This is a genomic window from Bacillus sp. D386 (genome assembly GCF_006346415.1).
Genome location: NZ_VEMV01000002.1, coordinates 689,539 through 714,464 on the forward strand (window position 1 = coordinate 689,539; position 24,926 = coordinate 714,464).

At 35.2% G+C, this 24,926-nt stretch carries 28 protein-coding genes, 1 tRNA gene and 1 pseudogene; 8 read left to right on the forward strand and 22 right to left on the reverse strand.

Features of this window, described 5'->3' with window-relative positions:
- Window positions 1–90: 90 nt before the first annotated feature.
- Complete coding sequence (locus FHY45_RS08295) at window positions 91–1,125, reverse strand: DUF3626 domain-containing protein (RefSeq protein ID WP_306821542.1); 1,035 nt, start codon at window positions 1,123–1,125, stop codon at window positions 91–93.
- 225 nt (window positions 1,126–1,350) lie between these two features.
- On the opposite strand from FHY45_RS08295, the gene FHY45_RS08300 reads away from it, so the two are divergent.
- Both FHY45_RS08300 and FHY45_RS08305 read left to right on the forward strand, forming a co-directional pair.
- Window positions 1,351–2,574 carry a NupC/NupG family nucleoside CNT transporter gene (locus FHY45_RS08300; RefSeq protein ID WP_139891366.1) on the forward strand — a complete coding sequence of 408 codons (1,224 nt, stop codon included), beginning with the start codon at window positions 1,351–1,353 and terminating at the stop codon, window positions 2,572–2,574.
- Window positions 2,575–2,933: 359 nt separating this feature from the next.
- Window positions 2,934–3,902 (forward strand): SMP-30/gluconolactonase/LRE family protein, encoded by a 969-nt coding sequence (locus FHY45_RS08305; RefSeq protein WP_257468962.1) that lies wholly within the window; start codon window positions 2,934–2,936, stop codon window positions 3,900–3,902.
- Between the two features lie 108 nt (window positions 3,903–4,010).
- On the opposite strand, the gene FHY45_RS08310 is transcribed toward FHY45_RS08305, so the two are convergent.
- The 6 genes from FHY45_RS08310 to FHY45_RS08335 all read right to left on the reverse strand — a co-directional run bounded on the left by FHY45_RS08310 (window position 4,011) and on the right by FHY45_RS08335 (window position 10,476).
- A complete protein-coding gene (locus tag FHY45_RS08310; RefSeq protein ID WP_257468963.1) occupies window positions 4,011–5,321 on the reverse strand; it encodes a C40 family peptidase in 1,311 nt (436 codons plus the stop codon).
- Window positions 5,322–5,679: 358 nt separating this feature from the next.
- Entirely contained in the window at window positions 5,680–6,189 is a 510-nt protein-coding gene (locus FHY45_RS08315; RefSeq protein WP_139891367.1) for a LuxR C-terminal-related transcriptional regulator, read from the reverse strand.
- 476 nt (window positions 6,190–6,665) lie between these two features.
- Window positions 6,666–7,172 (reverse strand): DUF1643 domain-containing protein, encoded by a 507-nt coding sequence (locus tag FHY45_RS08320; RefSeq protein WP_066101187.1) that lies wholly within the window; start codon window positions 7,170–7,172, stop codon window positions 6,666–6,668.
- Between the two features lie 98 nt (window positions 7,173–7,270).
- On the reverse strand, window positions 7,271–8,545 hold the full coding sequence (locus FHY45_RS08325) for a DUF4179 domain-containing protein (RefSeq protein ID WP_139891368.1): 1,275 nt from the start codon (window positions 8,543–8,545) through the stop codon (window positions 7,271–7,273).
- Window positions 8,538–9,056: a sigma-70 family RNA polymerase sigma factor gene (locus tag FHY45_RS08330; RefSeq protein ID WP_066101192.1), complete on the reverse strand. Its 519-nt coding sequence runs from the start codon at window positions 9,054–9,056 to the stop codon at window positions 8,538–8,540. Before FHY45_RS08330 ends, FHY45_RS08325 begins: the two co-directional genes overlap by 8 nt.
- Window positions 9,057–9,573: 517 nt before the next feature.
- Window positions 9,574–10,476 carry an AEC family transporter gene (locus tag FHY45_RS08335; protein WP_066101200.1) on the reverse strand — a complete coding sequence of 301 codons (903 nt, stop codon included), beginning with the start codon at window positions 10,474–10,476 and terminating at the stop codon, window positions 9,574–9,576.
- 170 nt (window positions 10,477–10,646) lie between these two features.
- Here FHY45_RS08335 and FHY45_RS08340 point away from each other — a divergent pair, with 170 nt between their 5' ends.
- On the forward strand, window positions 10,647–11,903 hold the full coding sequence (locus FHY45_RS08340; RefSeq protein WP_139891369.1) for an MDR family MFS transporter: 1,257 nt from the start codon (window positions 10,647–10,649) through the stop codon (window positions 11,901–11,903).
- 179 nt (window positions 11,904–12,082) lie between these two features.
- Here the strand turns inward: FHY45_RS08340 and FHY45_RS08345 are convergent, their stop codons facing one another.
- From FHY45_RS08345 to FHY45_RS08355, 3 genes are all read right to left on the reverse strand, one after another.
- Entirely contained in the window at window positions 12,083–12,289 is a 207-nt protein-coding gene (locus tag FHY45_RS08345; RefSeq protein WP_139891370.1) for a hypothetical protein, read from the reverse strand.
- A 27-nt stretch (window positions 12,290–12,316) separates the two neighbouring features.
- Complete coding sequence (locus tag FHY45_RS08350; RefSeq protein ID WP_139891371.1) at window positions 12,317–12,634, reverse strand: hypothetical protein; 318 nt, start codon at window positions 12,632–12,634, stop codon at window positions 12,317–12,319.
- A 106-nt stretch (window positions 12,635–12,740) separates the two neighbouring features.
- Window positions 12,741–13,016 carry a DUF2187 family protein gene (locus FHY45_RS08355; RefSeq protein ID WP_139891372.1) on the reverse strand — a complete coding sequence of 92 codons (276 nt, stop codon included), beginning with the start codon at window positions 13,014–13,016 and terminating at the stop codon, window positions 12,741–12,743.
- Between the two features lie 189 nt (window positions 13,017–13,205).
- On the opposite strand from FHY45_RS08355, the gene FHY45_RS08360 reads away from it, so the two are divergent.
- Window positions 13,206–13,976 (forward strand): DUF4931 domain-containing protein, encoded by a 771-nt coding sequence (locus FHY45_RS08360; RefSeq protein WP_139891373.1) that lies wholly within the window; start codon window positions 13,206–13,208, stop codon window positions 13,974–13,976.
- Between the two features lie 97 nt (window positions 13,977–14,073).
- Here FHY45_RS08360 and FHY45_RS08365 read toward each other — a convergent pair whose 3' ends face one another.
- From FHY45_RS08365 to FHY45_RS08395, 9 genes and pseudogenes are all read right to left on the reverse strand, one after another.
- Window positions 14,074–14,643 (reverse strand): glycosyltransferase family 2 protein, encoded by a 570-nt coding sequence (locus tag FHY45_RS08365; protein ID WP_139891374.1) that lies wholly within the window; start codon window positions 14,641–14,643, stop codon window positions 14,074–14,076.
- Window positions 14,644–14,683: 40 nt separating this feature from the next.
- Window positions 14,684–15,019, reverse strand: coding sequence for a helix-turn-helix domain-containing protein (locus tag FHY45_RS08370; RefSeq protein ID WP_139891375.1), 336 nt, complete (start codon window positions 15,017–15,019; stop codon window positions 14,684–14,686).
- 26 nt (window positions 15,020–15,045) lie between these two features.
- A pseudogene (locus FHY45_RS08375) lies at window positions 15,046–15,885 on the reverse strand (DegT/DnrJ/EryC1/StrS family aminotransferase); the annotation flags it as partial.
- Window positions 15,830–15,991 carry a hypothetical protein gene (locus FHY45_RS20500; RefSeq protein WP_180349917.1) on the reverse strand — a complete coding sequence of 54 codons (162 nt, stop codon included), beginning with the start codon at window positions 15,989–15,991 and terminating at the stop codon, window positions 15,830–15,832. The gene FHY45_RS20500 and the pseudogene FHY45_RS08375, both read right to left, overlap by 56 nt.
- The gene (locus tag FHY45_RS08380; protein ID WP_139891376.1) at window positions 15,991–16,461 is read right to left on the reverse strand and encodes a lasso peptide biosynthesis B2 protein; all 471 of its coding nucleotides are present in this window, start codon (window positions 16,459–16,461) and stop codon (window positions 15,991–15,993) included. Before FHY45_RS08380 ends, FHY45_RS20500 begins: the two co-directional genes overlap by 1 nt.
- A 27-nt stretch (window positions 16,462–16,488) precedes the next feature.
- Window positions 16,489–16,608, reverse strand: a complete 120-nt coding sequence (locus tag FHY45_RS21215) for a PqqD family peptide modification chaperone (RefSeq protein ID WP_139891569.1) — start codon at window positions 16,606–16,608, stop codon at window positions 16,489–16,491.
- Window positions 16,578–16,748: a hypothetical protein gene (locus FHY45_RS20505; protein WP_180349918.1), complete on the reverse strand. Its 171-nt coding sequence runs from the start codon at window positions 16,746–16,748 to the stop codon at window positions 16,578–16,580. Before FHY45_RS20505 ends, FHY45_RS21215 begins: the two co-directional genes overlap by 31 nt.
- A gap of 3 nt (window positions 16,749–16,751) precedes the next feature.
- Window positions 16,752–16,925 carry an ATP-binding cassette domain-containing protein gene (locus FHY45_RS08390; RefSeq protein ID WP_180349919.1) on the reverse strand — a complete coding sequence of 58 codons (174 nt, stop codon included), beginning with the start codon at window positions 16,923–16,925 and terminating at the stop codon, window positions 16,752–16,754.
- Window positions 16,873–17,160 carry a hypothetical protein gene (locus tag FHY45_RS08395; protein WP_139891378.1) on the reverse strand — a complete coding sequence of 96 codons (288 nt, stop codon included), beginning with the start codon at window positions 17,158–17,160 and terminating at the stop codon, window positions 16,873–16,875. Before FHY45_RS08395 ends, FHY45_RS08390 begins: the two co-directional genes overlap by 53 nt.
- A gap of 528 nt (window positions 17,161–17,688) precedes the next feature.
- On the opposite strand from FHY45_RS08395, the gene FHY45_RS08400 reads away from it, so the two are divergent.
- Window positions 17,689–17,761, forward strand: a tRNA-Val gene (locus FHY45_RS08400).
- Between the two features lie 139 nt (window positions 17,762–17,900).
- Here the strand turns inward: FHY45_RS08400 and FHY45_RS08405 are convergent.
- Window positions 17,901–18,959: a restriction endonuclease gene (locus tag FHY45_RS08405; protein WP_139891379.1), complete on the reverse strand. Its 1,059-nt coding sequence runs from the start codon at window positions 18,957–18,959 to the stop codon at window positions 17,901–17,903.
- 149 nt (window positions 18,960–19,108) lie between these two features.
- Here FHY45_RS08405 and FHY45_RS08410 point away from each other — a divergent pair, with 149 nt between their 5' ends.
- From FHY45_RS08410 to FHY45_RS08420, 3 genes are all read left to right on the forward strand, one after another.
- Window positions 19,109–19,804, forward strand: a complete 696-nt coding sequence (locus FHY45_RS08410; protein WP_139891380.1) for a hypothetical protein — start codon at window positions 19,109–19,111, stop codon at window positions 19,802–19,804.
- Window positions 19,805–20,276: 472 nt separating this feature from the next.
- Complete coding sequence (locus tag FHY45_RS08415) at window positions 20,277–20,639, forward strand: hypothetical protein (protein ID WP_139891381.1); 363 nt, start codon at window positions 20,277–20,279, stop codon at window positions 20,637–20,639.
- On the forward strand, window positions 20,639–21,418 hold the full coding sequence (locus tag FHY45_RS08420; RefSeq protein WP_139891382.1) for a hypothetical protein: 780 nt from the start codon (window positions 20,639–20,641) through the stop codon (window positions 21,416–21,418). The genes FHY45_RS08415 and FHY45_RS08420 overlap by 1 nt, the downstream gene beginning before the upstream one ends.
- Before the next feature lie 485 nt (window positions 21,419–21,903).
- On the opposite strand, the gene FHY45_RS08425 is transcribed toward FHY45_RS08420, so the two are convergent.
- Window positions 21,904–23,418, reverse strand: coding sequence for a restriction endonuclease subunit S (locus tag FHY45_RS08425; RefSeq protein WP_139891383.1), 1,515 nt, complete (start codon window positions 23,416–23,418; stop codon window positions 21,904–21,906).
- Entirely contained in the window at window positions 23,418–24,845 is a 1,428-nt protein-coding gene (locus FHY45_RS08430) for a class I SAM-dependent DNA methyltransferase (RefSeq protein WP_139891384.1), read from the reverse strand. The genes FHY45_RS08425 and FHY45_RS08430 overlap by 1 nt, the downstream gene beginning before the upstream one ends.
- Between the last annotated feature and the right edge of the window lie 81 nt (window positions 24,846–24,926).

Consider the following 24,926-nt stretch of genomic DNA (forward strand, 5'->3'; position numbering starts at 1 on the left):
CCAAAGAAGAACTGACAAAAAAACGCATGGGTGGAATGGGTAGTATTCCACATAATTTATATCATGTCATCGATTGCGAACAAATTTGGATTAATATCTCACCAATACATGCCAAAGGAGCTTTAACTCCTGTAGCACCTCTTTGACAGTTCCATAATCAGACCAATTCTCAGGATAACAGCACAGGTCTTTTGCTGCTGAACCAATTACGCTTGCATCAATATAATCACAATTAGTTATTCGTTTTGCCAGATGAGGCATTTTCGCTCCTCTGAAATCTGAAGGGACGTCCTTGCTATTAAGTTTAAAGCCCTTTCTCCAATATAGGCTGATTGAATACTGTCCGCAAAGCTGCTCTAGCATATTTCCGATTTCAGTAGCTTGAAAAGAATCATCAGCCACAAGTGCATCAACATCCTTTTCAAGCGATACTTCCCCGTGTACTTGTGCTTCAATGTAATAATCCAGATTGCGATTAGGTTTTCGTTTCACAAGGTCTGATTGTATATTATATAGGTTGGCCAAATAACTTATTAGCTTAGGTGGTCGTAATTCTGATTTGCCAAGTACAATTTCTCTGGAAAATGACTCTTCTAAAAGCGCTGCCAAAATTAAATCGAATTCTTGATATATCCCTTTTTCCTTTAATTCGAGGTGTGAGTCCATATATGTGTAGGTAGAACGATAGGAGACTTTCGGAGAAAGCAGAAAACAACAGGAACCAAAACGTGGTGCAGGTCCATCAGAATGTAACATAACATTCAATGCCCCATATTTAGGATGTTCTTTATGGCTTGTGCCTTTAAACTGATAAGCTCCTCCAAACATTCTTGTCTCCCAAAGATCACGCTCACCCCCTTGATAGGCAGAGACACTTCCATTTGAAATGAATGTTTCAAATTGACTCTTGTATACACCCTCATTGAATAAAGATTCAGCCACGCTTATCCGGTTGTGAGTGAGCCGATCCGGATGAAAATGCAAGCCAATTCTTGCGTTATTCTTCATATTATTAACCGCTTGCTCAAATACTTCTGTTGATATATTTGACATCGTCAGTACATGATTAAGAGTTCGTTTTGCATCTTTTTGTAGTTTTTTTGAGTATGCTTCAATATACTGAATCGCCTATCGTTGAAATGCTGTTAACATCTATTCCCCTACTTACCAAAACATAATTAGGAGTGCATTTTGACAAATATTTTGGCTATTTTAACTCCATACTATAAAAACAATGGATAAAATATACTTCACTTGCAAATTATGCATCCAATTGATATATTAAGTTTTTGTGTAAAAGTAACTTTTTTACTATTCTCAGACAGAAAAATACTAACCAGAGGTGACATAATGAATTACTTATGGGGAATGCTCGGGATTATCTGTATTTTAGGAATCGCCTTCCTTCTATCAACCAACAAACGAAATATTAATATTCGAACTGTAGTTGTAGCATTGGCTATTCAAATTTCTTTTGCTTTTATTGTTTTAAAATGGCCACTTGGACGTGCAGCATTTCAGAAAATAACCGATGTTGTGAATAACATAATCGGTTACGCAAATGAAGGAATAAACTTCCTGGTTGGCGGTCTTTATACACCACAATCAGGCATTACAACCGTTTTCTTATTTAATGTTTTAGGAATCATCATTTTCTTCTCTGCTTTAATCTCTGTTTTGTATTATTTGGGGATTATGCAATTTGTCATTAAATATGTAGGTGGCGCTCTTGCAAGACTATTAGGCACAAAAAAAGCCGAGACATTTAATGCAACAGCTAATATATTTGTTGGGTGTACAGAAGCACCTTTGGTTATAAGGCCGTTTATAGATAGATTGACCAATTCCGAATTATTTTCTGTTATGGTCTGTGGGTTGGCTTCAGTATCAGGTAGCGTACTTGTAGGATATTCTTTATTAGGTGTTCCCTTAGAATATTTGCTAGCAGCAAGTATTATGTCTGCACCGGCAGGACTATTACTTTCTAAGATCATGATACCTGAGATGGAACACAGTCAGGAAGATGCGACAGGTTTTGAAATGGAAAAGGATGAAGAGGCAGCCAATGTAATAGATGCAGCTGCTAACGGAGCATCAACTGGGCTTCAATTAGCACTGAATGTTGGAGCCATGCTGCTTGCCTTTATCGCTTTAATTGCTCTGCTGAACGGTCTGTTAAGTTTCGTTGGTGGATGGTTTGGATTTGATCAGTTATCAATTGAATTACTATTAAGCTACATATTTGCTCCATTAGCTTTTGTCATTGGTGTACCTTGGAATGAAGCCTTGACAGCTGGGAACTTCATTGGTCAAAAGCTTGTTATAAATGAATTTGTGGCATATAGTAATTTTGCTCCAATGATTGACTCCTTATCAAATAAAGCCGTTGTCATTATTAGCTTTGCACTCTGTGGATTTGCAAATCTTTCTTCTCTTGGTATCTTACTTGGAGGACTTGGAAAGTTATCTCCAAAGAGGAGACCTGATATCGCACGATTAGGCATTAAAGCGATCATAGCAGGTGCACTGGCATCCTGTTTAAGTGCTGCAATTGCAGGAATGATTATTGGGTAGGAAATATTCCGGATTTTTAAAGCTTAGGATATTAAATACTATGGCCTCAAGTGATTTTAAGACTTGAGGCTTTAATTTTTATGAAGCACTAGCAAACATCATATACCTGTTCTCAAATCTCTTTTTAATTCTATATCCCCGATATTTTCCATATCGCAAGTGAAATACATTATTTTAACAAATTCCCCACATCCAGTATAGATGAAATAGTTACGGAGAATGACAAATATACCAATGATTTTTCATATTGTTTTACCACCTTCTTCCATGTATATTTCTAGTTAATAGTTAAAATCTTTGTTGATACAGCATGTTATACAACCATGATTAATAACCAATAAAAAGGAGGCATTCTAGATTTGAAAAAAAGATGGTTCTCTCTATCTGTACTATGTGGAATTATGTTACTAACTGGAACCTATGTAGGTGCAAAAGGATGGTATGAAACAAAGCCTGTACCAAAAGGAGAAAGACATCAACTTTCTGAAATTATTCCCCCAAAAGCAAAATGGGAAAAAATCGCAAAAGGCGATGAAGGGTTTATTGAAGGAATAAATTTCGACCGCAAAGGAAATATCTGGCTGGTCAGTCCAACAACCGGTGAACTTCTCACTATAAAAAAAAATAAAATAGAAGTAGTAAAACAATTTCCCAGTCCTGTTGGTGCAAAGTTCCATAAGGACGGAAGGTTATTTATAACAGATTTAACCGGGGTTATACATGCCTATAATCCTAATACGAATGAAAGTACAGTCGCAGTAGATTCTTTTAATGGGGAACCTTTAAAAGGGCTGAATGATTTAGTATTTGATGAAGATGGGGGCCTGTATTTCACTGAACCAATGGGTTCTAGTGCAACTCACCCCGTCGGTCGCGTTTTTTATCTTCCTCCAAATAGCAATGAAGCGCAACTGTTTGCCGAAAACATAGCTTATCCGAACGGGATCGCTATCTCCGCAAATCGCCAACGTGTTTATATCTCTGAGTTTAATAAAAACAGAGTACTCTCTGTCCCTTCCAAAAATGCCCTTTCTTCACCTGAAACTGCTTTTATCTTTGGGCAATTTGAGGGCGGAATCGGTCCTGATGGCTTAGCAGTCGATACTGAGGGAAATTTATATATAGCTCATTTTCAAGCCGGTGAAATTGTAGTCCAGGACTCAGATGGATTTAAATACGGGGTTATTCGTCTGCCTGTCGGTGCTGGAACATTTATAACTAATCTAGCCTTTCATGACGGGTACTTGTATATTACTGAATCCTCAAAAAATGAAGTGTGGCGAATTCCTGTAAAAAAAGAGGGATCACAACCATATGGATTACAATAGAAAGTAAGTAGCCCATAGCTGAGCTTTTTAACACACAATTTCAAACCTAGTTCAAATACAAAAAGGAACGCCTTAGATGGGCGTTCCTTAAAAATTTTCTATTGATTATTAATGAACGCGCACAACACGTCCGTTAAATTTTTGTTTCCAGTATCCTGTTTTAAGGCTGGCAATTGCTACACCAGTAGAGCTTTGGGAACCGATGAATTTTCCACCGCCAACATAAATGCCGACGTGACCGTCTTTTTTATACGTATCGAAGAAAACCATATCTCCCGGTTGCATTTGGCTTGTTGGAATCTGTCTTCCAGCATGTTTCAGAGCATCTGTGCTCGCTGGTACAGAATATCCACCTTGTTTAAATGCCCAGCTAACAAAACCGGAGCAATCAAAGCGTCCTGCTGCAATATCAGCTTGAGTTCTTCCACCGCCGAATACATAAACAGAGTTCCCAATATATTTATTGCCTGCAGTAATAACGGTTTGAATATTTTTATTTTGGGTAGAACTATTAGTAGAACTTGGCTTCTTATTAGAAGAGTTTGAATTAGCTGGTTTAGAGCTAGTTTGTTCGTTCTTCGAAGTGCTTACAGCTTCTTCTTTAGAGCTGGAATTCACTTTATTTGTTGTTTCATTCTTAGTTGAAGAGTTTGTTTCTTCTTTTTGAGTATCAGCAATCTTCTCAATTTTCTCTTTTACATTGGAAGATTCTTTTACAACAACTGGCTCCACCACAATGTCGATATTTCTTGCTTTAGCATCTGCTAATTGACGTTGACTTTCTTTTTCCTTAGCTTTAAGCTCTTCCTTTAAGGAATTTGTTTGATCTTGTTGTTGCTTAATATCCTGCTGCATACCAACAAGCTCAGTTTTCATATCCTTTAAACCAGTAAGCTTTTCTTCTACTGTTGCTTGTTTATCCTCAAGTTGGGTCTGATCCTCTTGAATTTCATCAATTAATTGACGGTCCGCTTTAACAATTGTTGATACGGCTCCGATTCGTTCAATAAAATCTCCAAAACTAGTAGATCCAAAAATTACCTCTAAATAGCTGACGTTACCATTTGTTTGTTGGTACGTAATAGCACGCTTCTTTAAAATTTCTTGGCGTTTTTCATTTTTTTCTTCCAGTTCGGTAATTTCATTATCTAAAGTCTCTACTTGTTTTTCCGTTTTGATAATATCATCTTCTGTTTTATTAATCATGTTCTGATTATCTTTCACAGCCTGGTTGATTTGATCAATACGAGTATTCAGAGTAGAAATTTCAACTTGTACCTCATTTAGAGCAGCTTGAGCTTTATCAACCTCAGCTTGCCTAGCTGGGTCTTTTGCAGCACTTGCTGATGGAGTGCCTATGTAACTGCTGAACCCAAGCAATAAAGCCGTACTTAGCGCAATAATTCTTTTATTCATCATTAAAGTATTACCTGCTTCCTAGTTTTTTAATTTATCGGGTCTTTCATACCATTTCTATTTATCTATTTATCTAACATGGATAAGTATATCATGCTAATTTAACAAATAAGTTATAGTAATATTACAATTATATTTCAAAAACATGTTACTAGTTTTTAATTTGTAATAATAGGGCATAAATAACTTCGATTCTATAAAAAAACTTACAAAAAGTAAGTTTTTTAGTAAAATAATTGTAAATTACTTTTAACAGAAGGAGAAAATTAAGCTAAAATCCACTTAAAAATCCCGTGATTATTGGCGAATAAAACATCTAAACTATCTAAGTATTTTCTTTAATCCTCTTATTTCCATATTTCTAATCTATAATTCCCATTCTAATAGCCTTTACAGCTACTTCTGTTCGATTTTTGGCATCCAGCCTTCTCATAATGGTTGAAATATATTCTCTGACCGTATACTCACTTAAATAAAGCTGAACAGCTACCTCTGTTGTAGAAGCTCCTGCAGCCAATAACTTAATAATATCAACTTCATGAGAAGAAAATGATAGTTTACGATTTAAATCATTCTGTGTTACAGAATTTTCAGGGTTCGTAAACCTAAGCAACAGCTCTCCTGCATTTGCCCCTATTTCATTAATGCAGGATACCAAGCTCCTATCTCGCTCAAATTTCCGCTCTGGCCCTTTATCTAGTAAAATGCCGCCAATCACCTTACCTTCTTCCGGAACATAAATAGGGACAATTAACATGGATACGAGATTAAATTGCTTAATAAATTTTTCAGGAAAACCGTATGTGGCATCCTCTATAAAAACAGGCTGAAAATTACGCAGCTCATTTCCTGCTGGTTTTAATTTATTCAAATAATGTGTCAGTGCAGGAATGTTTATGATTTGTTCCTGATTATCTATATGGTGGGCGTATACTCCTATTGCTCAGGTGTAGGTGGTCAGATGGAAGATAGCAGTGAAGAGGAATTAAAGGATATTATTAAGAGTTTACAAGAGGGGACTAAGAAGAAACAAACAAGTCAGAGGAGCAAGATAAAGAAGAAACCAATAAAGAGGAAGAATCGGACAAACCTTCGGGCGATCAGCCTGCAGCTGAACCTGAAACACCGGAAGCTGAGACACCGGCTATCGAACCTGCCCCAGATCCTATGTACCAACTGAACCAGAAGAGGAAGAAGACAGTGAAAATCCGGATGATGGTGTAGAAGAACCTGATCCTCCTGTGGACGATGGCACAGACGAAACTGAAATACCAACTCCGCCACCTGCTTCATAAACTACTTATCTATCTAAAAAGGAGCTGTCGAAATGAATCGACAGCTCCTTTGTCATGACGGTTTAAACGAACTTACATTTGGAAAGAGATAGGGTTGAACGGTCGTATCACTTCTTACAAACAACGGATGCAGGGGATGCCCCTCTCTTGTTGTACCCAGGCAGTTAGGATCATATCCCTTAAACCAGTCCGATAATAACTGATAATCTTTGTGATGGATGGTACAGTTTTCTCCCCAGCCAACGATAATTTCAGAACCGCTGTGTAAGGCATTTTCTAAATAGAAGCGGTTTTCAGGACCTGTAGCCTCCTCCAAGGACAGATTCCTGAGATCTCTCCATTCCCTGCTCCGATAGGCAAATACATTCACCAATTCCACAGAACCGCAATCTAATTTCTTAGCAAACGAAACACAACGCATGGTCGTCCGGTCATCCACTCTGTCATCAGCCTCGCTTGGGTGTAAAAGAACAAAGACAGCTTTTCTTAAATTGTAATCATCCCATTCCCTCTTTAGGGAATATCGATAATTTCCTTTTATAATGGCACTCCTTTTCAATCGATTTCCCCCTTTCCGTTCCTATTATTATGTATAAGCTCCTCAGGTGACTTTTATGATAAAACCGGCCAACAATCATTGAGAACAATTTTGTTCCATTATTTTATTTGGAGCTTGACTTGCTTTTTGTGGGTAAGTGGGTAGGTGTCTAATTCAATATTAAGAGGACCCTTAATGATTTCTTCTGGTTTATAGTAGAAGCTTATAGCGTCTAAACCGTCTATTTCCCAGTACTCCGCTTCCCCTGTTGAAATTTCTTTACCTGTTCCATCAGTTATCATTCCACCGCCAGAAACAGTATCTTTACTCTTGGGGATTTCCATGAAAATAGACACCTTATTTTCTTCTATCTTAGAAGATTTCACTAATCCATCCGATGGATATTTCAATAGCCTGCCTGTTTTTTCATCAACTTCAATGATTAACTCATCCTTATCTAGAGCATGAATACCATCGAATAGTAGGTACAGCTTCTCGGGTTTCCGAAAATAATTACTTTCTATATAGATTTCACTTTCTTCCTCATTAAAATGACTGCCAGTAGATCCCCATATCTCACCTTTATCATCCATTAGCCTAACATGATTCAAATGAAATATTTTTTTTGTATTATTCGGATCATATTTTACGTCAACCCTGACACTTAGTGGATCAATTTCTACTTTTCCAAACGTAATCCGCTGATTGTCTATGGTCACTGTTTCATCAATGGCCATCTGTTTATGCTGACCTTTATACAAGGAATGATCTATTTTCAAAGGGAACTTAAATGGACCTATTAAGCTAGTGTCATTTTTCAGATGGACTTTTAGTTCTATTTCTTCTCTATCTTCAAGCTGATGCACTAGATTAAAATCTAAGGAGCCGAACCCATTTTCATGAGCTGAATAGGATATGGATTGCTCGACACCGTCTCCGTCAATCAATAGATCGGGAAATTCTATTTGTATTTCATCCCCTGCTCCCTCTATATGATAAAAAACAACCATCCTATGCCTATCAACAATTAAGGATTCAATCGTTACCTTATACCCATCCTTCTCTTGCGTCTGTCCAACTGACTGTAAAAAATCATTCTCCACTGCAGACATATAGCCTTTATCGTTTCGGATTAGATTGATAATTTTTTCTGCGCCCGGTATAGAAGAAAGGGCATTTGCAAAGGACGGTGACACTCGTACCAGGCTAATGCAAAACAGGAGTACAATAGCAGCCGCTGCTAATCCTGTATATTTTATAAGTCTTTTTCTCTTCTTGTGTTTGGCTTTACTAAAGCCTGACTGAATGGCTGCGGAAACTTTTTCGTTTGGTACAGGCACATATTCCATTTGTTTTTTTAAATCCAATAATTCTTGTCTCTCTTTTTCATACATGGCGGGTACCTCCCGATTCCTTCATTAGTTCCTTGAGCTTCCGAAGGCCTTTGTAAAGTCTTGTTTTAACCGTACTTTGTGGGCATTCACATATATCCGCAATCTCACTTATGGATAGGTCCCGTAAATACTTTAATACGATGATTTCACGTGATGGTTCATCCAGGAACATGAGCGCCTCTTCTATTTCAAGCTGACCATAATCATCCGTATGGACCATTTCCTGTCCAATGAAATGATGGTGTATTTTTTTGGCCTTCAATTCATTTGAACAAACGTTTAATAAAATTCTTACAAGCCATGTAGAGAAATAGGATGGCTCTCGCAGCTTTTTAATTGAACGGTATGCTCGAAAAGACGTTTCCTGGATAGCTTCCAGAGCTTCTCCTTCATTTTTTAAATAGACAATGGCCATTCGATACAGCTGTTCCTTATGAAGATCTAATAAAGTTAAAAATGCTGTATCATCCCCTTTTATAGCCCTTTGTACTAAAGAAGCATCTTCATGCATGCGGCTCCCCCCTGTTTTCTCTCTACTTATTAGACTGTTTATCCTAGAAAAAAGTTTCAATATATTATAAAAAATACCATAATTTTATAGTTTTAAGATTTATAGCATAAATAAAAGACCTCAAAATCAAGAGGTCAATAATTAAGAATCTAATTAGAGGACATAAAGTATAGAAGTGTTATCAATGGAAATATCATAAATACTATATTTAATATCTGAGTGAACCATAGAAACAAAGTCTTTTTTTGGGCGGTTTTATTAATATATAGAAAAGAAGCTGCACCTATAACACAGGGGATCAAGCCTAATAATGGATATCTTTGAGGAGTTGAGTTGATCGATTGGATAAGGGCCATTATACATACCACCAAGCTTACCCCCATTAAAAGCGCTGGAATCCATACTTTGTTTCTTTTCATTCCCAATACCATCCTTTCTGCGGAACAACTAATATTTCATATAAATTGATTCGTTTAATCCCATTTTATGTACTTCACTTTCTAATAAATCCTTCTCACTATAAAACAAAATAAAAAATGATTGGTAAAGTGATTAAGCTAAGTACTGTACTTATAAATGTACAAACCGAAACAAATTCCGGCTTTGTATTAAACTGAATGGCATACATCGTCGTATTTGCAGCAGCAGGCATTCCGGCCATGATAATCATTAATTGTTTAAGCAAGGTATCGATTGGCAAAAGGGCTGAAATTCCCCACGCTACAAGGGGCGCCACTGCCAATTTAATGATTAGTGCATACGTAACCTTTTTATATTCAATATTCTTCAGACTGATTTTGGCTAATTGCATACCTAAAACAAGCATGATTGTCGGAATAGCCGCGCTTCCAACTAAATCAATGGTAGTCATTAAGGAATGGCTGATGGTAATACCCGTGTACTGAAATAACAGTCCAAAAATCGCTCCATATGCAACAGGCATACGTAATACAATTGCAAGTGTATCTCTAATCCCTCCGCCTATATCACTTCCTCGCGCCGCTACATATACCCCAATTGTCGCCATCACGATACTTTGGGTGACCATTAAGATGATGGCATAATCAAATCCGGCAGCGCCAAACAATAATAACGCAACAGGTGTTCCATAATTACCATTGTTCATAAAAACCGAACCAAGAATGAGCCCACAGGTTTCCTTTATGTTGTATTTATTTATAAAAGCGATAAAACATACAAAGATAATAAGTGCTAAACAAAGCCCAAACGCGTAAATAACAATATAAAGATAATCTAACGTCAGTTCATTAGTATAAAACGTTTGAAACACCAGTAATGGTGTCATTAAATAAAGGGACATCGTTGAGATCGTTTTTGGATCAAATCCTATCTTCTTCTCGCCTATATATCCTAAAGCAAATATAACAAATACCGGAATCAATACATTAAAAAACTCCATCTGCTTACCTTCTCTCTGGTTGAAGCTATCATCTTTCACACACCATTATACCAATTCCTTCCTTTAAAATTTCAAAATATTTAAAATTTTTTAAACAAATATTCTCTTTTACCTATTTATCTATTAAAATAGAAATTATTGGAATTTAATTAAAGGAATCAGGAGGCATTATGCAGTTTTTTAAAAATTTATTTAGTCCATATCGGGGGTTACCCAAAGAAATTTATATTATATTTTTTGCTCGAATTATTAATAGTCTGGGAGGGTTTGTACATCCATTACTTGTTTTAATCCTCACTCAGAAGATCGGCATGGATAGTGCGCAAGCAGGGCTATATGTTACTTTAGTCAGTGTCATTTCTGCACCAAGTATGATTTTAGGCGGAAAGCTGGCTGATACCTTGGGGAGAAAATTTATTATTGTAGTTTCGCAAGGTCTAGGAGGCATAACCGTTATATCCATAGGTTTAATAGAGCCTTCGATGACCATGGCTTATTTGCTCATGCTATCATCACTCTTCTTTGCTTTGTGCTCACCTGCCTACGATGCACTATTGGCGGATTTAACTACCCCCGAGAATCGGAAAGGTGCTTATTCATTAACCTATATGGGTTTTAATTTAGGTTTTGCGGTTGGTCCAATCATGGCCGGTCTACTATATAAAAATCATTTAGATCTTGTTTTCATCATTGATGGAATTGCTACGCTCTTAGCAACAACATTAATTTTCATTTTTATAAAAGAGACAAAAACCAAACATATTTCAGTAACAGAGAAAACGGAAAGAAAGCTTGAGGAGCATGTAGAAGGATCTGTTTTTAAAGTGCTGAGGGCAAGACCAATATTAATTATGTTCGCTTTTATTCTATTATGTATCGAATTTGAATACGCTCAATGGGCATTTACCATACCGCTGCATTTAGAGGAGTTGTTTAATGATTCTGGCGCAGCCTATTACGGAACACTTGCCGCATTTAACGGTATATTGGTTATCTCGTTTACGCCGATTATTACGAAACTGACAAATAAGATAAGGCCTATAAAAGTGATAGCCACCGGAGCCTTGTGCTATGCTTTTGCCTTTGGTATGCTCGCCTTCACCACGATACTTCCCTTCTTCTATGTATCTATTTTCATCATGACCATTGGAGAAATCATGATTGCAATCAATGCTTCGACCTTTATAGCTAATCAAACACCAGCTTCGCACAGAGGCAGAGTCAGCAGTATTCTCCCACTGATAATTGGCGCCGGATATGCAACAAGCCCAATGATTATGGGAAGCTTTATTGCAGCATACTCGATTACATCTGCCTGGATGGTAATTGGATCCCTCGGATTCATTTCAGCAGGACTCATGTGGCTGCTTCAGAAGAAAGATTTAACCAATCAGCCTGACACCGACCATGTGAAGGTTGGTGCTTAATCTAATAGCACAGAGAGGGGCAATCACATTCTCTTTTCATAATGTGATTGCCCCTTTAATGGATGATAGCAAACTACTATTACTGAATATCTTTAAGTGTTTCACATACAAACAGCTATTCTCCTGTGAGCTCGGCTTACCGACCTGGTTTCTTCTTATTTAGAAAGAGCATGGAAGTGTTATTCTTTTTCAAGCCTTTCAACCCAAACAAAATATTCATGATCAGGAATAGGCACAATCATTCTTCTATCATTTTCTACTGCTGTTTCCTTACTTACTCCTGCAACAAAAGTATTTGTTTTGGATGAATATGTATCATGTTCACTTTTTGGTATAGGAATATTAATGGTGTCTTTTACATACCAATATAAATCACATGAAGTCATAATATGTATAAAGATCTTAGTTAAGAGTTAGCCAATTGATACATCCTCTTTTGAAACGATTTCCCATCCATTGGCTGTAAGCTTATTTATATAATCATCGAAACTAATTTCCTCTAATTCAATTGCCATTGGACTAAGCGATACATAGCATTCATTCTTCTCATAATTAACCGTCACCTTCACAACCTCATATCCATTGTGAAATCCCTGATCAAATCCAGGGTCTTCAATAATGTCTCCTATTACCGGACGGAAAGATGACTCAACTGTTTTCATCATCATTTCGCTTCTACTATTTTCTTTATCCTTGGTAGATGTTAAAAAGACGTATAATTTAATTTTCATTTCTTCTCTCCTTCCAAAATTGGTTTAAAAAACTTTAAAGGCATATTCAATGGTGATTTCATTGCACGATTGGTTCTTTTACAATCACCCCCTACGAATTGTAAATTTAATGATAAACCTGTGTACTGAATGGATCGATTTGTTGCTCACTTACTTTTGCGCGAACTTTTAAGGTCTCAATAATTTTATAATTACCATGTCTGACAACTGTTCTCGTTGTGTTGAGTTTCAATTCGTCTGCATATTCTTTAGAAATTTCCACAATACACGAAGCTTCCCTCAGTATTATAATTTCTCCAAAGATAAATAAATTTCCTCTTTTAAAGACAATCACATCACCTATTTCTCCCTGTACATATTGATCCCTATACTCGAAATCCATTTCACTACTCACCGTCCATGTTTTTATAATCAATCAATTAAAGATATATGTCATTGTTACTATCGACATTTTATTATGTATTTTTACACTTTTTTATTTCTATAATGTGGCTAAAAATATACAATCATACATATCTTTAATTTATAATAAACATATCGAGTTTTAACAGTTAACGAGGTAGGTGCAAGTATGGATCAGCAACAATTATATTTTTCAAGTACAATTGGCAGTCAAAAGCCTGAAACTATCCGTAATAAAACAGCAGCCTGCCCCTTTTGCCAAAGAGATGAGCTTACCGATATTCTTGAGACAAAGGGAGATATTATTTGGTTGATGAATAAATATCCCACTCTTCTGGATACCTATCAAACGGTCATTATTGAAACCAATCAATGTCACGAAGATATAAGGGGATATGAACAGAAGCATATGCGTGAATTAATTCGCTTCAGTATTGCTAAATGGCTTGAAGTGGAGAAGACTGGTGAGTATGAGTCCGTTATCTTATTTAAGAATCATGGTCCCTTTTCAGGCGGCAGCATTCAGCATGCCCATATGCAAGTCATTGGAATGAAACATGTAGATTACCATAAGAATATGGCAATGATTGATTTTGAAGGCACAGAGGTTTACAAGAAATCCGGTATTGAGTTAAATGTATCAAAGTATCCAGTTATCGGTTTTACTGAATTCAATTTAATATTGAACACATTAGATGAGATTGATGATTTTGCTGATAAACTTCAAATCCTGGTCCGTTATATTTTGGATGGTTTCCATAGGGGATGCACCAGCTATAACCTTTTCTTTTACCATTTTCATGACTTGATTATTTGCAAGGCGATCCCACGCTTTGTTGTATCTCCCTTGTTTGTCGGCTATAAGATTCCACAGGTACTTATGGAAGGTCGGCTCGATATCATTAGGAACGATTTATCCAGGTTACTCAGCCAGACATAGGCTTTTCGCAAGTCTCCCTCCCGTCTTATACCGGGAGGTTTTTTGAATTTCAGTATTCATTTCTGAAATAGAAACCATATTAATAAAAATAGTATCATCAGGAACAACCAAAATACGACTTAGAGTTTTGAAAGGGGATATCTCTAATTAATGCTGTTTTATAAAGCTTACCCCAGGCAAAGTTTTTCACGATTTGATTAACAACTAGCTCCTTCATTACTTGTTGGTTATCCAGCACGTTTGGCGGATCGTCCCGTTTTTCAAAACGTTCATCATATAGTAGATAATCCTTATATGCGTAATAATAGGATGTTTGTACAATATCAGCGTTATCCTGTTCTATTCTTTCAACTAACCTTTTTACCAAGGTCAAATCAATCCAATCATCTCCATCCACAAAGAATGTGTAGTCACCGCTCGAATAGGCCATTCCTGTATTTCTCGCGTCTGAGACACCGCCATTTTCTTTATGAACCGGAATGATTCTATGATCACGTTCCCCATAATAGTCGATAATTTCTCCGCAGGAATCCTTTGATCCATCATTGACCAGGATGATTTCAATATTTTGATAGGTTTGGGCAATCAGACTTTCAATACAGCGCGGTAAATACTTCTCCACTTTGAAAATGGGTACAATGATACTCACCTTTTTCGTTTTCAACATCCTACTTCAATCCTTTGCTTCTCAAATAGAAACAGCTATTTTACACTTTACTTTTCCACTTAATATACTCAATTAATGCACGGTACTCATCCATTTGCTCTTTATCAATTACGGCTGTCTTTAATTCCTCGATTAGTTCGATTAATTCCTGATTCAGATTTTGATCGTTTTCATCACTTTCCTGTACGCGCAATAATGTTTTTAAATCTGCATTTAAAACAAAAGCCAGCCTTTTCAATACTTCAATTGAAGGATTTTGATTCACTCCCCTCTCAATATTGCTTAAATAGGATTTTGATATTCCGGCATTGGCAGCTAGCTGGGTCAGTGTCATTCCTTTACGCTTACGTAAATCCTGTATATTTTTTCCTATCATTTTTCTACCTCTTTAGCTCAGATTATTTACTTCATTAAGGCCCTCTGCAAACAGTCAATTACTCTTTCCATATCATCTTCTGTCATATGGGTACCTGATGGAAGACAAATGCCTTTGTTGAATAATTGTTCAGATACAGACACATCATCCTTGTGGGTAAAAAAATCTACACCTTTGAACAGCGGCTGCATATGCAATGGTTTCCACATGGGTCTGGCTTCAATATTTTCATTTGCAAACGCCTGCAAGCAACGGGTAACTGCATCGTTATGTTCCAGTGTGAAGACTGTCAACCAACGATTCGAGACGGTATGTTCTAGTTCCGGCAAAAAGTTTAGACCGTCAATCTCCGATAAAGCTAACCGATACATTTCATAGATTAATCTCTTTCTATCAATTCTTTCCTGTAAAACCTCAAACTGCGCCCTTCCTATTCCTGCCAATATATTGCTAAGCCGATAATTATATCCGACTTCCTTATGCTGATAATAGGGGGCAATTTCCTTTGCCTGCGTGGCTAAAAATTTTGCCCGTTCAAGAGCCTCTGCTGCATCCTCTAGAATTGGCACTTTGTATTTAGAACATATTTCACAAATCTCATTCATCTTCGCACTTTGCCCATATAAATCCACAACAATAACAGCTTTAGGAAGTTTATGCCTTTTCGCTGCGAATTCAAGCGCTCATTCAAGAGCCTCCGGGGACATATTCCACGTCTCCGGTTCAGAATCAATAAAGACAAGCTGAGCACCCTGATAAATCACTGGATTGGCACTGGCAATAAAGGTAAGTGATGAACAAAAAACAATATCACCTTTGCCCACATTCATTAAAGAAAGCGCTAAATGAATTGCCGCTGTCCCAGAAACTGTTTAATAAAATTTTTACGGAGTCCCTATTATTTTTGATCAAGGCGAGCATCAGGTTCAGCTCTTTGGAAAAACCGGTCACTTGCAAAGGTTGTCTATCCATCATTTTTCCTCCTTCTGATCCCCCATTCTTTTCGCGAAGGTTCCCACTACTGTGTATGCTTCCTTCCCATTGGCTCCAGCTACAAAATATAATCCACTCCGCAGCCAGGCATGAGCCTTCATCTTTCCATCCTTATCTCTTGCTGTTGCCATATAAAGAGTGCTTTCAATTCCACGCCGCTCAAGCATTCTCATTCCTGCAATCGCCATTACAAGACATTTACTTTCCCAAAGTGTATATCTGCTCATCGTCTCCAAACTTTTGGATACTGACTCCAGGATTTCAGCATGGGCTGGCACATACGTTAAGGAGGTCTCTTCCATTTTCCTTCCTAGTTTAGGCGCAATTTTGGAAAAGGGCAAACTCTTTTGTATCCTGGCCACTCCTAAGGAACAATAAGCTTCTACATACATCATGAAGGTGTTGCTATCTAAGGACAGCAAGGTTCGAGCTTTCTGAATGAGGTTCATAAACATAACTCCTTAGGAAGTAATGGTTTAATCAATTAATTCTTCTTTTTTCAACATATCCAGGAATGAACGAACCTGACTTTCACATTCTTCATGGCTAACGTCATACTCTTCTGTTAAACAATGACCCCTGCGAGCGGAACAGATTTTTGTAGAAAATCATCCAGAACAGGTACTGAAAATTTCGTTTCTCTTCCATATAAAGGTTGATAATTCGAGGATTTCATTCCAAAATGATCCAATGATTCCTGCCATAGCTTTTGAGATGGATAGGATGGAATGACCATGGGTCAATCCCCGGTAAAACATATTGGAATAACATCATCACTTAACAGTTTATATCCCTGACTCATAAAGGCTGAAGCAAGTGTTGATTTTCCGGCACCTGACTCGCCAACAATTGCATACGCTTCACCATCCAGTACGATGGCACTCCCATGGAAAGGCAACAAATGATGCTGCATCAAAATAACTCCCATACATGTCCCCAACACATAGATCTGAATCCAGATGTGGTGAAATGCTGATTGTTTTACCAGAATCAACTGCAAAAATCGCTACCTGATCAATTTCGAATAAAACACGATTGTCTCGAACCCAGTATCCTTTTTCTTTTTCCTCAGCACAGTTCCATTCATCAGCTAAATCTTCATAATTTATGACGATATCTAACGGAGATTCTGATTCTTCAATTTTCATTCCTTCACCCCCTTATGTATATGTTCTTTATTTAGAACAACAAGAGCAAAACAGAGCCCTTTTCATCCTATTATTGTATTGAATTACATCTATATGTCACAGATATAATCCAAATTACAATCTGTTCTTTCAAACTTCTATATATAATTCATAGATCAATAGTCGCAAGTTCTTTATAGAGAACTAACGCATCCTAAAAATATCATCTTTAGTAAATTATGTCAAACAAATTTACAGAAAAATTTTATAATTTTTAATATACACAAAAAGACCAACCGAATGATAAAATTTGCGTTCAATATCGCCAATTATTAGACAGATTATGGTGATAAATATTACAGGCTTTACTCTGAAGTGTCTCAGATAGATTATGAGGATTAAGTAAGTGTGGATAGAGGCTAAGTACCTCCCAAAATTTAATAAATCGTTTTTTGTGCCTACATGGAAGAAAGATCCTGAAACAAAAATTCATCTTGACTTTAACTGACTTACCCTTTATATTAAATATTGTTAATTAAATAGTATTTTGATTCCGTAGCTCAGCTGGGAGAGCACCACCTTGACAGGGTGGGGGTCGCTGGTTCGAACCCAGTCGGGATCATACCAAAAACCCTTGATATATCAAGGGTTTTTTCTTTTATTTCTTAAACATAACATTAACAATATAGCTCCATAGTGGCGGTTTAGTGGCGGTTAGTCATAGTGTCTATAGTTTAGGTTATTGTGACTGTTCTCTCTGTCTACTTTGACAATCTTAGTAATGTATTATCAATTTTTTCAAACAGATAATCTGAGGGTTCATTTCCTGTATCTTTAAGATTAAGCAGTTCTCTTAAATCTTTATCATCAAGACCAATAATCAACTTCCCTGTTTCCCTTAATATTCCATCAGTTGCTTTTAAAGCACTATCACTTAAACCTCTACGTGAAATAATAAAACACACATTTCTTAATGCTGTTTGGAATAAATACTTTTCTGTAGTATAGATTTCAGTCTGTTTAATCTTTTGGGAATAATTTTTAAACTCAAATATAATATACCTTGATTGGAAATCATTAATTAAATACTCCCAAAATTCGTTTCCACGAAGAATTCTACATACTAAATCATATCTATTTAATCCATCGTCTGTTGTTACTTGCGGGTGCCACCCTTTTAAATTCTGGTCAAACAGGTACTTTAAAATTTCCTCTCCCTTTTTTTCATATAAAGAAAATTCATTTCGCCCAGCCCTTATCTCTTTTAAGTCCCTATATAATTTATTTCCAAGCGATAATGCTTCTTTGTAATCAGAGGAAGTATTTGGGATATCATTAAATATAAAATCATTGATACAATCAAAAGGCTTCTCACTATCTATTCGAACATCAAAGAGGATTTCATTCATTAATCTATAAAATCTATCAATTAACTCGACATCATTGTTTATCAAGAAAAGTAAATTGTTACTATCAAGAATTGAGGTATTTGGAAATTCTTTTGTTAAGTCAAACTTTATTTCTTTATCTAAAGGACAACCTACAATAAATATATTTTTAATTACACCTATCTTGGTAGCTGATTCTTTTAAAGAAAAAAGGGATTTTCTCAACATTACTTTACTCGGTTGCTTAGTTAAATAAAATTTCACATATACTGCTACTCTCTCAATCTGTCTAGTTTCTAATATAAAGTCTATTCCAAAGGTATCAAAAACCTGAACTTTTATACCCTTACTCTTGAAAATATCATAACAAAGTTCTTCAAATTCAAGCCCACTTTTTAATAAAGGAGCCTTTCTACTCTTCCTATCCTTCATAAAAAATCATCCTAATCACGCAAATTTATTTTGATTCATTATCTATTGACTAAAATCCATAAGCGTAAATCAATTTCCATATACCACATAAATATGTTAATATATGTTACTATCATTATAAAAGAATAAAGTGTTAGGAGGCAAAACTATTGGATTGGGCAAATGTGAAAGTAATACTTAAAAACTATACACAGCTTAGGCATTTTCAAATTTTATTCGATAAATACAACTTACCAAAAAAGTCATCTCGTAATGATATGATAGATTACTTACAAAATGAAATAGAACAACCCAATTTGGTAGGTTCATTAATCCCAGATGAATTATTCGAAGATTGGCTTGCTCTTCATCAAATAGATGGTAATAACTATTCTTTTATTTATAATTTAGATAACAAACCAAAAAGAGAGTTACTACAGAACATATATTTAAATAGGGATAAACATATAAACCATAAACTATCGGAATTCAATATAGATAATACTAGCGATGATATAGAAACAGTACTTCCTAATTTGAATAAAATTTTACTTGTAGGTTTACATCGTAACAATGAAAAAGGTGAATATATATTTTCTTATATAGCACCCTGTGTAATAACCGGTACACTTTTAGATGGCACTAAGAAACTATATAAAAGAATCTATTTCGCACATTGTGTTCTTTTTGACGATAGTAATGATTTGAAAATTGTGATTAATCCTACTAGCAATTTACTAAATGTTAACGGGGTTAGTAAACAACGCTATGATTGGTCTCCTATTGCAACTCAATTCTTCAATGAGTTCAAAAAATTAGTTGGTAAGCATACGATTATTGCTCCTAAATGGATACCCCGTGCATAATATAGTCTTGCAGAAGATGCTACTAATCATAATAACCCCGATATAACAAAACAATTATTTGATTTACAGGGTCAAATAGAATCTTTTGCTGAGAATCTTCTTAAAAAATCTGGAATAGACATTGTTCAAGAAAAAAATCAGGCTTTATTAACACGATTTATACAAGATATACAACAATCTTTTGAAGCACAATTAATTGAAAAATTTGGTTCTAACCACGATGAAAACTTCATTCTTTTTCGACAGCGTTCAGATGGTATCACTCATACTATTAATGTTGAATCCAGAAAAGATGGCTTGAATGGTTCTGCTGCTCAAGCCGCTAGACGCTCTAGGTCTGATGGTGACTTAGATTTGATTGGTATAATATACAAATCCCCAGAAAAAAGTTATAGATTTTTAGTTGAACAAGGCTCAGATTCATATTTAATCAGAGGTACAAACGCTTTTGTTGAAGAGGAGGTTGTTAATATTGTCATCCGTAAACTTAACGAATATAGAAAACAAATACAATCTACCTCCTTCTATCCTATTCAAAGTAAAAATGGAACTACTTTCTCTTCGACCTAATGATGTCATAACAACAAATATAATGGCTATAAAAGTTAATTTAACATACGATTTTGCAGAGCTATTATTAGCTGACTTAACAAATGAGGGATTATTAAATGTGCTACTTGTTGTGAGTTGTATCAATGAAGATTATAACCATCCATATTTTTTTAATTCATTTGATGATTTTTATAAAGCAAATTCTAAAATGAAATGTCCTATATGTGGGGATGTTTTTGATTTTAAAAATGTTAAGATTGGTTTTAAGAGAGGAAATTATTAATGAACATAAATACTTTCGATGATTTAACAAATTTCATTGATAAATTAGACGATAATTTTTTTTGGAAGCCAATAAATTCAGATGAAACCTCACTTGCCGAATTTGAGCAATATGTTTCAGAAGTAAAAAAATCGTTTAGTTGGAAAAAAGATTTAAATTGGAAAAAAGGAAAAGTCCTTGAAGAACTCGCCGTATTTATCTTTAACCGTTTTCAGGATACAAATGTGGTTTCTAATAACCGTCCAGCTGATAATGAATCAGATATTGAAGCTACCTTATCAGAAAAAACACGTCCATCTTTTATGAATGATTTTATTGGACCTAAAATTTTGTGTGAATGCAAAAATTATAAGTCCAAATCTATTGATGTAGGAATGATAACAAAGCTTGCTGAGTTGATACCAATTAGAGGAGCACGTTTTGGTGTCTTTTTTTCTATTCTTGGTATAGGAGGATATGAATGGAGATTCGGCGAAGGTAAAAGAAAAAAAATACTCTGTAAATCTGATATTCCAATTATCTCTTTTAAGTTCGAGGAAATTGAAAGTCTACGTGACGGGAAAAATTTTTATACTATGCTAAAACAAAAGGTTAAAGCTTTATATGATGAAGTAGACGATGAATCACCAGACTTTCCACCAGATGGACATACAGAATATACTTATAGAATGTTAGAGATAGCTGACCATTTAAAAAAATGTAATATTATTAGCCATGAAGAGAATTTTAATATCAAAATTCGTATCATTTCTATGTATGGCTTAGACGAATTAAATTAATTATCATGTATAAATAACCACCAATTACTTCAATTAACTTAACCAAAGGATAATGAATTCGATATAATAGATAAAGTCCATATATCCACAACATATTGATGATACTAAGTTAGTTATCAATTAATAAAAGACCTCATATCAACAAGGTCTTTTTTCTATTCTTTTTACTTTAGTAATAACCAATTGATTTATTACAAATATTGTATATTGGATATTTTATCGAACTTTTAATATCATTTTGGACGAAAAATCGAACTTTTATACACTGATAGCACCTTTATAAGTATCATGTGCTATTATGATTTCTCTTTTACTGATTTAATCGTTATATTAGTGGATTTTGCAGGGGGAAAATGATTTAAAACAAAGCGCTTCTCCGTCATTAGTATCAATTGTAGTCTTGATTAATGAAATTAGAATAATGCGAGTAATATCCATCGCTTACAAAAAAAGGCACCCAATAATCATTGAGTGTCCTTTAGATATTAATTTACTTGTTCTTTAAGAACGTCTTTTATTAATTCAATTGCATTTTCGTCCAAGGGGTCGTTTGTGCCAAGTTCACCTTTGAAAGCTCTTGTAAGAATGGATTGTTTTATTTCTTCAATTTTAACTTGTAGTTCTAATAAAGAATCTCTTTCTAGAGCAACTAATTTTTCAATCTTATTAACAATCTCTTTCTGTTCTTCAATTGAAGGTATAGGAATTACAGTGGTCGCTAATTCCTCAGTGTTTATATTATTTATGCCAGCAGAAGATTTTGATTTTGAAAATAATTGATTCCGAACATTTTCTGATTTTAAAAGCCATAAAACATATTTTGAATCAACCATTATAGGTCGTAATCTTATTAAATAAGAAGCAAACGCAAACTCTGATTCACTTTCTGTCACAATTGAACATTTTCCTACAAGGTCTTTACTACCGTTAGAGCGTACTATTAGAATATCATCTTTCTTTACAGAAGAATTTATATGCATAGTTTCATTATTATTCAAATATTTTAAATCAGAAGTATTAATAAACTCTTCGCCAATATTAGGTATTCTTATTACGGGAGTGCCTTTATATAGGTAATCACTTTTTTCAGAAGTTCCATATTTAAAATCATAAACAATTTCACCTAAAGTACAGTAAATCCAATTTGAAGGAATTTTGGGATAATAATCATCATTAAATTCAGTTTTGAATTTTTTAGGTTTTGCAGGCTTCTTTATACCTTTTATTTTAGCCTCATGTAATAAAGCCTTGTACACCTCATCTTTTTTTTCGCTAATAGAGTTTAAATCTATTGTGGTAGTATTCTTTGTATCTTTTCTCCACTCTTTAGTTAACTCCCCACGAAAAGCCTTATTCAATATAGCCGCTCGCCGAATTTCAAATGATTCTTTTGCTTCTTTAATCAAACACTCTGCTTCATCAATTTTATTTATAAGCCGCTCCAACTTTTCAGCAATGCGTTTTTGCTCATATATAGGTGGAATAGGAATTGGCATCTTCTCATAGTCTGTACTTCGAACCGAAGGAGAATTATCTCCCCTTGTATGGTCAATCAAATATTGAGTAGCATAATTAGTACATAGATAGCGATATAAATAATTAGCTTTCAATATTTCTTTAGGTGTACAAACATAAAATGCTGTAGACACTACCAATTTATTATCCTCTACCTCTATATGAGCAATATTTTTTAAATATGGTCGTACTAGTGAAATAATCACATCACCTTTAGAAACTTTTCTTTTTGCTCTACTGGGTGCTAAAGTTATTTCTATTTGCTTTACTTGTCTAACTGTTTGTTTTTTATTATCAATCGCATCAACATCTATATAATTAAAGACTTCTCCATCTAATTTTTTTGGCTCTCTAGTTTCCATCGGTTTTATAGTATTTTCAATTCTTGTCCATACCCAATTTCCAGGCACTTCGTAAGGTTGCTCTTCCTTTGGAACCAAGGCCTCTTCTAACAACTCATCTACTGATTTCTTTTTCTTCCCCATTATCTATTCACCTTAACTTCTTGTGTTTCACGTAATTCTTCAACAACCTCATATAACAAATTCATTGCTTGTTGGAGTTTCATAATGGCATCTTCAGCAGATTCAATTGGGTCAGGAAGATTATCATAGCTGGATAATGCTTCATCAGCAATCAGACCAATATCTAGACTATCATATTTCTTAGCAATTTCTTCTCTTTTAAATTTATTCCATCTTTCGTCTTCTATCTTAGAACGCTCTTCTGCAATATAGGCTTTCATGAAGTCTTCAAAATGAGCCATCGTTAACCTGTTCCTCTTACCAAAGGATGGCATATTAGTTCGTAAATCATATACCCATACATCTTTTGTATTGCCTTGGTCTGTTTTTCCTCTTGTAAAGAACAAAACATTTGTTTTTACACCTGGAGCATAAAAAATTCCTGTAGGTAAACGAAGAATAGTGTGCAAATTACACTTATCCATTAAATCACGTCGAATCTGCGCTCCTACTCCACCCTCAAATAAAACATTATCAGGAACGACAACTGCAGCTCTAGCCTTGCCATCATCCTTTAAAGCATTATAAATAAGTTGTAAAAAGTTTAATTGTTTGTTAGAAGTCTCAAATGTTAAATCATCACGTGAGACTCTTTCTCCACCTTTCTTTGTACCAAAAGGAGGGTTTGTTAATATCACATCAAAGTTCTTCATCCATTTACCGTTGCCTGATAAAGAATCCCCGTTTTCTAGTCGACCTTCAATATTATGAAGGAGTGCGTTCATAAGCGCCAAACGATGTGTTCCCTTTACAAGTTCCATTCCGCTAAAAGCTTCTTTCTTTTGAAACTCAGCTTGTTGAGGGTCAATGCTAAAATATTCATCTGTTTTATTTTTTAAATATTGGTCAGCGGCTATCATAAAACCAAATGTTCCTGCCGCTGGGTCATTGCAACGTTCTCCAACTCGGGGGTCAATAAGTTGAACCATAACATCAATTAGTACACGAGGTGTGAAGTATTGACCCGCTCCTGATTTTGTTTCACTCGCATTTTTTTCGAGTAAACCTTCATAAAGATTTCCTAATCCCTCTTCTTTTGCATTATACCAATCAAGGGCATCAATAGATTTTATGATTTTTTCTAAGTTCTTAGGTTCATCAATACTGGTTGCTGCATCATGATAAATTAAGCGGAGTTGCTCATTTTCACTATTACCCAATTCTAATAATAGCCGTTGGTAGTAATTCTTTAATTCTATCCCTTCTTTTACCGTAAGGTCATCCCAACGATATCCCTCAGGAATGACACTCTCAGTTTCCTGTTCTTTCATCATTTTAAGAAATAATATATAAGTTAATTCTGTAACATATTGTTGATACGTAATCCCGTCATCACGCAGAACATTACACAAGTTCCAAAGCCTTTGTACAATTTCTTGGTTGTTCATTTTCTTCCTCCAAATAGTAAAATATTATTTATCAATACATCCTTAAAATTTAAAGTCACGCTTTATATTATAACTCAAAAA